Source organism: Streptomyces sp. sk2.1, from assembly GCF_008120935.1.
GTDB lineage: Bacteria > Actinomycetota > Actinomycetes > Streptomycetales > Streptomycetaceae > Streptomyces.
The window spans coordinates 1-12,967 of record NZ_RDBO01000096.1; the positions used below are offsets into that span (position 1 = coordinate 1).

A 12,967-nucleotide genomic window follows, 5' to 3' on the forward strand; every position below is an offset into this window, starting at 1 on the left:
GTCCCCGCCTCGCCGTCGGAGGTGTCGGAGGTGACCAGGACGACGGTGCCGAGGGGGGTGACCGGCCCGGTGGGCGGGGCGGCCGACCTGGCCGGACTGATCGACGYGCCCGAACACCTCCGGGAGAGCATCGAGGAACTGCTGCCGCTGCTGAACACCTGGTGGCAGCGGCAGGAGGCGGACTCGAAGATCGCCGACTGGCTGTACGAGGACACCTGGCAGCCCGCCCCGCCCACCGGGCCGGTCACCCCCCTCGGCACCGTCGTCCTGGTCACCTCCGACACCTCCGACGGCGAGGCGGGGACGGCCGACGACCTGGAGGCGGCCCTGGTCGCCGCGGGCACCCGGGTGCACCGCGTCCCGGGCTCCGAGGACCGGGCGACGCTGCTCCGGGCCCTCACGGCCCTGCCGCAGCCGCCACAGGCCGTACTCGGCACCGCCTCCCTCGACACGACCCCCGGCCCCGGCGGAACCACCCGCGGATTCCTCACCACGCTCGCCCTCCTCCAGGCCCTCACGGACACCGGATGGACCGTGCCCCTGTGGGCACTGACCCGCGGCGCCGCCACCGTGGACGGCGACACCGGCCTCCCCGACCCCGCCGCCGCACTGGTCCTCGGCCTCGGCCGGGTCGCCGCCCTGGAGGACCCGCTGCGCTGGGGCGGCACCATCGACCTGGCGCACCGGCCGTACGACGGCTGGGCCGGCCAGGTCGTGGCGGCCCTCTCGGCCGGCGACCACGAGGACCAGAGCGCCCTGCGCGCCCGCGGCAGGTTCGTCCGCCGCATGCGCCGCACCCGGCCCGCCGCGGGCGGCGAGGGCTGGACGACCCGCGGCACCGCACTGGTCACCGGCGGCCAGGGCGCACTCGGCCGACACCTCGCCCGGCGCCTCGCCGAACGCGGCACCGAGCACGTCGTACTGGCCTCCCGACGCGGCACCCCGACCCCGCAGACCGAGGAACTGCGCACCGAACTCGCCGATCTCGGCGTCCGGTTGACCCTGGAGAGCTGCGACGTCACCGACCCGGACCAGGTCCGGGCCCTCGTCGGCCGCACCGGCGACGACACCGCACCGCTCACCGTCGTCGCCCACCTCGCCGGGGTGTCCCGCATGGCGCCCCTCGGTGAACTCACCGCACGGTCCGCCGCCGAGGAGATCTCCGCGAAGGTCCTCGGCGCCCGGCACCTGCACGAGGCGCTCACCGGACGCGAGATCGACGCCTTCCTGCTGTACGGCAGCGGCGCCAGCCTCTGGGGCGGCGCGGGCCAGGCCGCCTACGGCGCGGCCAACACCGCGCTCGACGCCCTGGCCCGCCACCGCCACGCACAGGGACTGCCCGCCACCGTGCTGCACTGGGGCGGCTGGTCCGGCGGCGGCATGGTCTCCGACGAGGTGGAACGCGTCGCACGCTCCCGCGGGCTGCGCTCCATGGCCCCCGGCCGCGCCCTGGACGCACTCGAACTCGCCCTGCGCGCGGGCACCGTGGCGCTCGGCGTCGCCGACATCGACTGGACAAAGTTCGCCCCCGCCTATCGCGCGGCCCGGCCGCGCCCCCTGCTCGACGGCATCGAGGAGGCCCGCGAGGCCCCGGCCGAGCAGGGACCGGCCGGCGACCCCTCGGCCGGGCGGGAGCTTCGTGCCCGCCTCGCCGGACAGGACGCGGACGAACGGCTGCGCACGGTCACCGGGCTGGTGCGGGACGAGGTCGTCCCGGTCCTGGGACTGACCCCGGGCGAGCTGTCCGACGACAAGCCGCTGCAACAGCTCGGCCTCGACTCGCTGATGGCCGTGACCGTACGCAACCAGCTCATCCGCCGCACCGGCCTCGCCGTCACCACGGAGATGATCCTGCGCCACGGCAGCTGCGCCGGCATCGCCGGGGCGCTGCTCGGGGAACTCCTGCCGGACGGCGGGCGGACCGACACCACCGGCCGACCGCGCACCGGGTCCTGGCTGCGGGTGCTCAAGCCCGCCGAGCACCCCCGTGCCCGGGTGTTCTGCGTGGCGGGCATGGGCGGCACCACCGGCGGCTACGTCCCGCTGGTGCGCCATCTGCCCGACGACGTCGAACTCGTCGGCGTCCAGCTGCCCGGCCGCGAGGCCCGCGCGGACGAACCGCCGGTGACCGACATGATGGCCCTGGCCGACCAGGTCGTGGCGGCGATGTCCGACCGGCTCGACGTCCCGGCCGTGCTCTACGGCCACAGCCAGGGATCGTGGCTGTGCTGGGAGGTCGCGCACCGGCTCGCGCACCGGCCCGGCGTGCCGCCGCTGGCGCTCGCCGTGGCCTGCGCGCTGCCGCCGCTGGCCGAACCCACGGCGGGACTGAACCGCCTCGCCGAACTCACCGGCGACCTGGACGAGGCCGCCCTCGACGAACTCGCCGGAGTGTTCCGGGGACTGCTGCCCGATCAGATCCTGGAGAGCGAGGAACTGCTCGCCGAGTACGTCGACCGGCTGCGCGCCGACACCGTCCTGGCCGAGAACCACCGCGACGTCCTGCGGGGCGTCACCCGGGCCCCGCTCGACCTGCCGCTCTTCGCGGTCGCGGGCAGCGACGACCCGGTGCTCCCCGACGGCGCGATGGAGGTGTGGCGCGAGCTGACCTCGGGGGACTTCGTCCCGTCGGTCATCGAGGGAACCCACGCCGCACCGATCGTGAACCCCGGGGCGATGGCGGCCGAACTCATGAACGTGATCACACACATCGCGACCGTGGAGGAAACCCATGCCTGAGACAGTCCGCCCCGACGGGGCGCGGATCCACTACGAGGTGCACGGCGAGGGCTTCCCCGTCCTGTTGCTCGGGGACGGCCCGGCGGGCGGCGGGACCGCCGCCTGGGACGAGAACTTCTACCACCCGGTGACCGAACTCGCCGGACGCTTCCGGGTGATCGCGGTGGACCCGCGGCACATCGGCCGCAGCACCACCGCCCCCCTGGCGCCGTTCTCGTACGCGACGAACGCCGCCGACATCGAGGCGGTCCTCGACGACCTCGGCATCGAACAGACCCATGTCGTCGGGGCCGGGACCGGTGCCGCGCAGGCGTGGCGGCTGGTGCACGACGCCCCGGGGCGGGTGCGGTCCGTGGTGTGCCAGGAGCCCGTCGGCCTCGACGGGGGCAACGGCCTGGACGTCTTCCTGGCCGAGTACGACGAGGCGATGCGGCTGCCGAGGGCCGAGGGCATCGAGGGCGTGATCGCCGCCGCCGTCGAGGCGGAGGGCCGGTTCGCCGGCGGCACCGGGGCGGGCCCCTACGCGGCCCGGCTGCACGCCGACCCGGAGTTCCGGAAGGAGGTCCTGGCGCTGCGCCGCGAGCGGTACATCGTCTCCGTGGTGCGCTTCCGTGACGGCGTCCGGCCCCGGGGCTCCGCGTACTTCTCCGTCCCGGAGGAGTGGATGACCCGTTTCCCCGCGCCGCTGCTGATCCTGCCGGGCAACGACCCGCTGCACCCCGAGGGGGTCGCCAAGCGCCTCGCGGCCGAGGTGCCGGACGCCCGGCTGCTCGACGCGGTGCCCGGCGCCGGAGACCGGAACACGGAGGCCGTCCGGGCGATCGTCTCCTTCCTCGAAGAGAACACACCCCGCTGAAGGAGACCGAGGACCATGCTCACCCTTGACACACTGGACATCACCGACGAGAAGGCGTACACCGAGAACGGCGGTTACCCCTTCGCGGAGTTCGACCTGCTGCGCCGCGAGGCGCCGGTCTTCTGGTACCGGAGGCCGGGCTTCGAGCCGTTCTGGGTGCTCACCCGGCACGAGGACATCGCGTGGGTGTCGCGCAACCCCAAGATCTTCTCCAGCGCCCAGCGGGTCACCCTGGAGACGCCCGAGGCCGTCGACATGTTCGAGGGCCATCTCGACCAGCGGGCCGAGATGTTCGGCCACAGCCCCGACCTGCCCCCGGCGCTGTCGTACATGGACTCCCCCCGCCACCGCCACCTGCGCCAGGTGATGGCCCCCTGCTTCACCCCGAAGGCCATCGCCGAGCTGGAGGAGCGGTTCAACGAACTGGCCGCGCAGTACGCGGCCGAGTTCACCGCCCGGCTGGACGAGCACGGCACCGCCGACGTGGCCCGCCACCTGTCCGCACGGTTGCCGGTCGCCGCGATCTGCGAACTGGTCGGCGCGCCGCTGAAGGACTGGGACGACATCTTCGAGTGGTCCGAGGGCACCACCGGCGCCGCGGACCCGGACAACCAGCGCGACGGTGAGGACACCGAGGCCACCTTCGCCCGCAACATGGCCGCCCTCAACGGCTACGTGGCGAACCTGGTCCAGGAGCGGATGGCGCAGATCGACGGCACCGGCACCGATGTGCTCAGCCGGCTCGCCCGCGCCCGCATCGACGGGGAGCCGCTGACCTTCCACGAGATCCTCTACACCATCTTCAACCTGCTGGTCGCCGGCATCGGCACGACCCGCAACGCGACCACGGGCGGCGTCCAGGCGCTGCTGGAGCACCCGGAGCAGTTGCGGAAGCTGGTCGAGGACCCGGCGAGGACGCCCGGCGCCGTGGAGGAGATCCTGCGCTGGACCTCGATCGCGGTGAACTTCGTCCGGACGGCGACCCAGGACACGGAGATCGGCGGTCAGCGCATCCGCAAGGGCGAGACGGTCGTCATGTGGTACCCGGCGGCCAACCGGGACGGCTCCGTCTTCGACGACCCGTACCGCTTCGACATCGACCGGGACGCCACCGCGCAGATCGCGTTCGGCGGCCACGGCGAGCACGTCTGCCTCGGCTCGCACCTGGCCAGGCTCGAACTGCGGGCGGTGCTGAAGGCGGTCGGCCCGATCCTGCCGGAGCTCGAACTCGTGCAGCGTCCCGAGTTCACGGTGCTGCACCTCCAGGCCGCCGAGATCAAGCGGCTTCTCGTACGACGCAAGGACCGGTGAAAAAGATGTCGGAGAACACGCGGCCGATACCGCAGTCGCTTCATGAATTCGCCAGCGGGGACGAATCCGATCTCAATGTCGTGGCGCCGTGGACCGGCCCCGTGGTCGATCCGGAAACGGGCCTTCTGTGCGAGCCGATTCGTGGTCACCATCTGGTGGCGACATCGGTGGGCTGGCCGAAACCGGGACACGAGCCCGTCGCCATCGAGCTCAATCAGGGGATTCTTGAGGAGCTCTATGTGCGACCGGGACTCCTGGCGGTCTGCCTCGGCATATCGGAGAAAAATTTCAGCAGCACCAGGAGTCTCAGCATCTGGGAGAACGAGGAGGCGCTGAAAGGCTTTCTCATGTCGAAACCGCATCTTGCCGCGGCACGTCGGGTGCGAGAGCTGATGTTCGACTGGGAAGGCGCCAACTGGGAATGCACGGAAACGACCGAGCTGCCCACCTTCGAAGAGGCGCGGGCCCGGCTGGACGCCATTCGCCCGCCCGGCCGCAGCGATTTCGCATCGCCCGGCCACTGACCCGACAGGGAACCACCGAAGAGTCACCGAAGAACGGGTCGAAAACCGCTTGATGACCGCTCCGGAATCAATTGAGTCCGACTTGAGACCGACTCAAGAACGAGTGGAGAGCAAGTGGACCGCGATTGGACCGCGAGTGGATCGCGAGTGGAGAAAATCGCCCCGTCCTCGAAGAACGATTTCGTACCGCTTGAGGAACAACCCATAGGAGTCCGCACATGACCGTGATCGCAGAGGCCCCGCCGCAGTCGCTCACCACCCACTTCCTGCACCACTTCGACCTGGCCTTCGGCATGGTCCTGGAGCTCGCCGAGGACTTCGACGACGAGACCGCGCGCCTCGCCCCGGCCCCGCACAAGCCCCTCGTGTGGTTCCTGGGCCACCTCACCTGTGCGACGGACTACTTCTCGACCCTGCACCAGGGGACGGAATCCCTGGTCACGGAGGAGTTTTCCAGGCGCTACGCCGGGAACGACAACCAGGACTGGTCGATCGGCCCGTCGCTGGAGGAGATGATCGACCTCTACAAGGCGGTCCACGCGCGCATGCGCGGGTTCGTCGCGGGCCTCGGGCCGGCCGACCTCGACAGCGAGTCCCCGACGGAGCCCTTCGGCGACGACCGGCTGAAGAACCTCGGCAAGGCGCTGTCCATCATCCAGATGCACGACGCGTACCACTGCGGACAGATAGGGTGCCTGCGCGTGGCGCTGGGAAAGAACGTTCCCTTCTGATACTTCGCCCGTTCCCGAAAGGCGGCCGCCGGATCCGGAAGGCCGCCTTCTGGGCGCTGCTACGGTGTGAGAAGGCTTCGTCCACAACGTTCGGAGCCCGGATCAGGAGGGCGCCAATGTCGTCTCACATCGCTTTCTTCAATTTCCCGGCAATTGGTCATGTGAATCCCACGCTCGGCGTGGTGGAGGAACTGGTCAAGCGGGGGCACCGTGTGACGTGCACCGTCACGGAACACTTTGCTCCCGCGGTCGAGGGAGTGGGTGCGGAAGCGGTCAGGTACGAATCCATTTTCGGCGATTTCTATCGCAGTCCCTTCACGGCGGAGGCCAACGCGGGTGAAGGAATGCGGTGTCTGGACGAGGCGACCCTCCTCGTGCAGCAGGTGAGCCCGTTCTACGAGCGGAACAGGCCGGATGTCGTCGTGCACGACTTCATGGCCTGGGGCGCGCGTTTCTTCGGCTCCAAGAACGACATTCCGCTGGTCCGCAGCTATCCCTCGTACGCCTCGAACGAGCACTTCAGCGTCCAGGAACGTTTCCCCATGGCGGAGTACAGCGACCCCCAGGTCATGGAGATGATCGGGAAACTCACGGCGCTGCTTCCCGAATTCGGGCTGCCGGCCGACCCCATGGGATTCTTCCAGGGCATCGAGGACCTCGGGATCGTCTTCATGCCGCGCGAGTTCCACTACGAGGGCGACACCTTCGACGAGCGGTTCGTCTTCGCCGGACCCTGCCTCGGCGACCGCTCCTTCCAGGGGTCCTGGCAGCCGGCCTCCGGCGGTCGGCCGGTGCTGCTGATCTCGCTCGGCACGGCGGCCACCGGCTGGCCGGAGTTCTTCTCGATGGCCGTCGAGGCGTTCCGCGACTCGGAGTTCGACGTCGTGATGGCCATCGGCGACCACATCGACGCGGCCGAACTCGGCACCCTCCCCGCCAACTTCGAGGCCCGGCGCCACGTACCCCAGCTCGACGTGCTGAACCACGCCCGGGTGTTCATCACCCACGGCGGCATGAACAGCACCATGGAGTCGCTGTACCACGGCGTCCCCATGGTCGTCATCCCGCAGATGTCCGAGCAGCGGGCCAACGGCCTGCGCGTGGACGAGCTCGGCCTCGGCCGCCACCTCGCCAAGGAGGACGTCACCGCGCAGAGCCTGCGCGAGGCCGTCGCCGGGGTCGCGGGCGACGCGTCCGTCACGGACCGGGTGCGGGCCATGCGCGACACCATGCGCTCCGTCGACGGAACGGCCATGGCGGCCGACGCCATCGAGCGGCGCCTGGCCGAAGCCCGCTGACCGCACACCGCATCACCGAGGGGCCCGTGCCCCGGCAGCCGCCGGGACACGGGCCCCTCGCATGCCACCGGCCGCCGGGACGCGTGGCGCCGGACGGATTGGACGCCCGTTCGAGTCGGCTTCGAGCCGGGCCGCGCAGGGTGTGAATGTGCGGGGGACTGTCCCCATCCGGCGCGACCCCCGCCCCAACCGTCTATGAACTGGAAGGCATCGTGAAGCGACTTCTCAAGATCGCGGCGGCTGTCCTCGCCCTGGGCCTGGTGGCACCCGTCGCCGTGGCCGGTGAGGAGACCGACTCCGCGGCCAAACCGCGCACCGCTTCCTTCTCCTCGATCGGTTCGCCGTCCGCCCCCTCCGGCAAGGGCAGCTTCCGTTTCGGCGTGTCCAGCTCCGCCACCCAGATCGAGGACCAGAACACCAACACCGACTGGTACAAGTGGACCCAGCCGGCCCCCGAGGGCCTGGGCAAGAGCGCCTTCGTCGGCGAGGGCGTCAAGGGCTACTCCAAGGCCATCGAGGACATCGGGCTGCTGGAGGACCTCAACGTCGACTCGTACCGCTTCAGCATCGAGTGGGCCCGCGTCGAGCCCCGCCGCAACCAGATCGACGAGGCGGCACTCGACCACTACAGCAAGCAGATCGACGCGCTCATCGCCCGCGGCATCCGCCCGATGATCGTCATCCACCACTTCGCCAACCCCGTCTGGGTCGACAACCCGGAGGACCCCGGCTGCGCGAACGGCCCCTCCGACACCAACCTGTGCGGCCTCGACAACCCGACCGGCGGCCCCCTGGTCGTCGCGGAGATGGCCGAGCACGCGAAACTGCTCGCCGAACGGTTCGGCGACCGGGTCGACGAGTGGGCCACGCTCAACGAGCCGATGGTCTACATGCTGTTCTCGCACGCCTTCGGCGCCGGCCCGCCCGGCAAGGCGAACCTGCCCACCGCCTTCGCCGACAAGTTCGTCCCGGCCCTGCGCCAGTACATCAACGCCCACGCGGCCATGTACAAGGCGATCAAGCGCTACGACCGGCACGACGCGGACGGCGACGGCCTCACCTCCTCCGTCGGCCTGACCGCCAGCGTCAAGCAGTACGTGGCTGTGCGCGACGGCAAGGTCAGCACCGAGCCCCGGGACATAGCCGCCCGCGACCGCTTCCGCCGCTTCTTCGAGCTGAACATCCTCGACTCCCTGTGGAAGGGCAGCTTCGACACCGACTTCGACGGAACCGCGGACGAGGCCCACCCCGACTGGAAGAACACCCTGGACTGGCTCGGCATCCAGCTCTACGACCGCACCGGCGTCTCCGACCCCGGCCCCACCCCCTCGCCGACCACCCTGCCGGTGATCAACGTGGACACCTGCGGAACCGCACCGTGCCTGCCGGCGAGCGACCCCTCCTACTTCATCCCCGCGATGGGCTACGAGTCCGACCCCACCGGCCTCTACCCGGTGCTCAAGGACTTCTCCGCCCGCTACACCGGCCTCCCGCTGATCGTCAGCGAGTCCGGCATCGCCACCGAATCCGGCAAGCGCCGCGCCGAGTTCACCGTACGGGCGCTCGAACAGATCGATCGGGTGCGGGCCGAGGGCGTCGACGTGCGCGGGTACTACCACTGGAGCCTGCTGGACAACTTCGAGTGGCTTCAGGGCTACGGCGCCCGCTTCGGCCTCTACTCGGTCGACCGCACCACGATGAAGCGCACCCCCACGGAGGCCGCGACGGTGTACTCGGCCATCGCCGGATCCCGCACGCTCACCCCCGCCATCCGCAAGACCTACGGGGGCACCGGCCCGCTCTCCCCGGAACCGGCCGGCAGCACGGCCGCGACCGCACCCGCCCCGGCGGTGACCGGCCGCAAGCGCTGAGAACCGGTCGGGCGGCCACCGAACCGGCGGCCACCCGACCGGCTCCGGGAGAGCCGTCGCCCGGCGAGTACCGGGCCGCGGCTCCCGAACCACCCCCGCGGGCGCTCCGGATTCCGGGGCGCCCGTTCCGGGTGAAACCGGGCCCGACCCGGGTGAAGCCGGGCTCCACCCGGTCTCCAGAACGACGGTCGAGAGTGGGGCGGGCACAGTCACGGGCCCGTCCCCGCATCGTGCGCCGGTCGTCCGCTTCAACGAGCTATCGAGGATGAGCAGATGAGCTATGCCCAGGTGAACAGTGGCGACGGCCGGGCTCCGGCGACCGCCGAGGACATCACGGCCTTCGTCCGGACTGCCGTCGCCGAACTGCTGGACGTACGGCCGGAAACCGTCGACGTCGACCGGCCGCTGCGCGACCTCGGACTGGACTCCGTCCGGATCCTGTCCCTCGTGGCGGTGCTGTCGGAACACCTCGGACGCCCCGTGCCCGGCTGGGCGGTGTGGCAGTACCCCACCGTCGCCGGACTCGGCGCCCACCTGGCGGGCGAGGACGCGCCCCCCGCCGCCGCACCGCGCACCGGCCGGACCCCCGCCGCCGCGAACGACCCCATCGCCATCGTCGGCCTCGGCTGCCGACTGCCCGGCGGCATCGAGACGCCCGAGGCGCTCTGGGAGAGCCTGTGCGACGGGCTCGACGCGATCCGCGAGGTCCCCGCCGACCGCTGGAACGCCCGGGAATGGCTCGACCCGGACCCCCGGGCACCCGGCCGGATGAACACCCGCTGGGGCGGCTTCCTCGACGACGTCGCCGGGTTCGACGCCGACCTGTTCCGGATCTCGCCCGCCGAGGCCAAGCACATGGACCCGCAGCAGCGCATGGCGCTGGAGGTCGCGTGGGCCGCCTTCGAGGACGCCCGGATCGTCCCCACCGACATCGCCGGCACCCGCACCGGCGTCTTCTTCGGCACGATGGCACAGGAGTACCACCTCGCCACCGGCGCCGACGCCGACGACATCGAGACGCACTCCGCCGTCGGCTGGGACAACTCCATCATCCCGGCACGCATCGCCTACACCCTGGGCCTGCACGGCCCCGCCATGGCCGTCGCGACCGCCTGCAGCTCCTCGCTCACCGCCACCCACCTCGCCGTGCAGAGCCTGCGCCGGGGCGAGACCGACCTCGCCCTGGCGGGCGGCGTCAACATCATGCTCCACCCCAACACCACCGTCGCCATGACCAAGTTCGGCGGCATGAACCCGGACGGCCAGTGCCGCGCCTTCGACGCGGGCGCCAACGGCTACGTGCGCGGCGAGGGCTGCGGTGCCGTCGTCCTGCGCAGGCTCTCCGACGCCCTGGCCTCCGGCGACCGCGTGTACGCCGTGATCCGCGGCACCGCCGTCAACAACGACGGCGCCTCCAACGGACTCACCGCCCCCAACCCGCGCGCCCAGGTCGACGTCGTGCGCACCGCCTGGCAGGACGCCGACGTCGACCCCAAGGACGTCTCCTACGTGGAGGCGCACGGCACCGGCACGCTCCTCGGCGACCCCATCGAGGCGGAAGCCCTCGGCACGGTGTTCGCCGAGGGCCGCGAGGAACCCCTGCACCTGGGCTCCGCCAAGACCAACTTCGGCCACCTGGAACCCGCGGCCGGCGTCACCGGTCTCCTCAAGACCGCCCTGTCCCTCCACCACGGCGAGATCCCCGCCAGCCTCCACTTCGACGTGCCCAACCCGCACATCGACTTCGAGGCCAACAAGCTCAGCGTCGTCGCCGAGCGCCGCCCGTGGCCCGCCGCCCGCCGCCGCTACGCGGGCGTCAGCGGCTTCGGCTTCGGCGGCACCAACGCCCACGTCGCCCTCGAAGAGGCCCCCTGCGTCCGCCGCCGCCTCGCCCCCCTCGCCGCCGCGACCGAGGAGGAACTGCACGCGGCGATCGCCGGGACCGCCACCGCGACCGGCCCGTACCCGGCACCGGACGCCACCGGCACCCACCGCGCGGTCGTCGCCCCGACCCCGGACGGCCGCGCCGAAGTCGTCGCGGGACCCACCCGGCCCGGACAACGCCCCCAGCTCGCCCTCTTCTTCTCCGGCCACGGCGCGCAGTGGATCGGCATGGGCCGCGACCTGCTCTCCGAGCCCGCCTTCCGCACCGCCCTCGACGACTGCGACCGCGCCGTCGCCGAGCACACCGGCTGGTCGGTCACCGAGGAACTCCTCGCCGACCCGGCCGCCTCCCGGCTCGACCGCACCGACGTCGTCCAGCCCGTCCTCTTCTCCGTACAGGTCGCCCTGGCCCGCACCCTGGCCGCCTGGGGCCTGGAACCCGACACCGTCTTCGGCCAGAGCATCGGGGAGGTCGCCGCGGCCGTCGTCGCGGGCGCGCTCCCGCTGGACGAGGGCGCCCGGCTCATCACCACCTGGTCCGCGCTGATCGCCGAACGCGCCTCGGGCCACGGCGCCCTCCTGGTCTGCGACCTCACCGCCGACGAGGCCGCCCGCCCGGCCGCCGACCACGGACTCTCCGTCGCCGGACACCTCGCGCCCGACCAGGTCTGCCTGTCCGGCCCCGCGGACGCCGTCGCCGCCGCCGAACGGGAACTCTCCGAGAACGGCGTACGCACCGCCCGCGTCAACATCGACTACGCGTCCCACAGCGCCGGGCTGGAGGACCTCGCCCCCGAACTCGTCCGCCGGCTCGGCACCCTGCGCACCGGCGTCACGTCCGTCCCCTTCTGGTCGACCGTCGACGACGACTTCGTCGACGGCACCGCGCTCGGGGCCGAGTACTGGGCACGCAACATGTGCCGCCCCATGCTGGTGGCCGAGGCGGTCGCCGCCCTCACCCGCACCGAGCCCGCCGCCGCGCACGGACTGAGCGTCGTCGAGATCGCCCCGCACCCCGTCGCCCGGCACTCCCTGGAACGGACGCTCACCGCCCTCGGCGGCACCCGCTCCGCCGCTCTCGCCACCTGCCGACGCGACCGGCCCGCCCGCCGGAGCCTGGAGGACCTGGTCGCCCGCCTGTGGTGCGAGGGCCACGACATCGGCTGGACGGCCGTCCACGGCCGCTCCGACCGGCCCGCGCTCAAGACCCCCGTCGTCCTCACCGTCTCCGGCAAGTCCGAGGAGGCAAGGGCCGAGAACGCCGCCCGGCTCGCCGACCACCTGAAGGGCCGGCCCGACGCGGAACTGCTCGACATCGCCTACAGCGCCGCACACCACCGCGCCCACCTGGAGCACCGGGCGAGCGCCGTGGTGAGCACCACCGAGCGGGCCGGGGAAGCACTGCTGGCGTTGGCGGAGGGCCGGGCGCACCGTGATGTCGTCGAGGGTTCTGCCGTCGGTGGTGAGTTGGCGGTGTTGTTCACGGGGCAGGGCAGTCAGCGGATCGCGATGGGGCGTCAGTTGTACGGGGCGTTCCCGGTGTTCCGGGAGGCGTTCGACGAGGTGTGTGCGGCGTTGGATCCGCATCTGAGGGTGCCGTTGGCCGCGGTGGTGTTCGCTCCCGAGGACAGTGCGGACGCGGTGTTGGTGCATGAGACGGAGTTCACGCAGCCGGGGTTGTTCGCGGTGGGTGTGGCGTTGTTCCGGTTGTGGGAGTCGTGGGGTGTGGTGCCGGGTGCGGTGGTGGGGCATT

8 protein-coding genes are annotated in these 12,967 nt (G+C 71.7%); all 8 read left to right on the plus strand.

Translation table 11 applies throughout. From position 1 onward, the window contains the following. The coding region (locus EAO76_RS40600) for an SDR family NAD(P)-dependent oxidoreductase (protein ID WP_222872249.1) at window positions 1-2,739 on the plus strand (2,739 nt) is incomplete at its 5' end. Further along, window positions 2,732-3,595, plus strand: a complete 864-nt coding sequence (locus EAO76_RS40605; protein WP_148841263.1) for an alpha/beta fold hydrolase — start codon at window positions 2,732-2,734, stop codon at window positions 3,593-3,595. The genes EAO76_RS40600 and EAO76_RS40605, both read left to right, overlap by 8 nt. Window positions 3,596-3,610: 15 nt before the next feature. Next, window positions 3,611-4,906, plus strand: coding sequence for a cytochrome P450 (locus EAO76_RS40610; RefSeq protein WP_148841264.1), 1,296 nt, complete (start codon window positions 3,611-3,613; stop codon window positions 4,904-4,906). A 5-nt stretch (window positions 4,907-4,911) separates the two neighbouring features. After that, window positions 4,912-5,430, plus strand: a complete 519-nt coding sequence (locus EAO76_RS40615; protein WP_148841265.1) for a DUF3291 domain-containing protein — start codon at window positions 4,912-4,914, stop codon at window positions 5,428-5,430. 218 nt (window positions 5,431-5,648) lie between these two features. Beyond that, entirely contained in the window at window positions 5,649-6,161 is a 513-nt protein-coding gene (locus EAO76_RS40620; RefSeq protein WP_148841266.1) for a DinB family protein, read from the plus strand. Window positions 6,162-6,277: 116 nt separating this feature from the next. Next, window positions 6,278-7,459 carry a macrolide family glycosyltransferase gene (locus EAO76_RS40625; RefSeq protein ID WP_148841267.1) on the plus strand — a complete coding sequence of 394 codons (1,182 nt, stop codon included), beginning with the start codon at window positions 6,278-6,280 and terminating at the stop codon, window positions 7,457-7,459. Window positions 7,460-7,671: 212 nt separating this feature from the next. Further along, window positions 7,672-9,330: a family 1 glycosylhydrolase gene (locus EAO76_RS40630; RefSeq protein ID WP_187438997.1), complete on the plus strand. Its 1,659-nt coding sequence runs from the start codon at window positions 7,672-7,674 to the stop codon at window positions 9,328-9,330. A gap of 273 nt (window positions 9,331-9,603) precedes the next feature. After that, the coding region (locus tag EAO76_RS40635) for a type I polyketide synthase (protein ID WP_148841269.1) at window positions 9,604-12,967 on the plus strand (3,364 nt) is incomplete at its 3' end.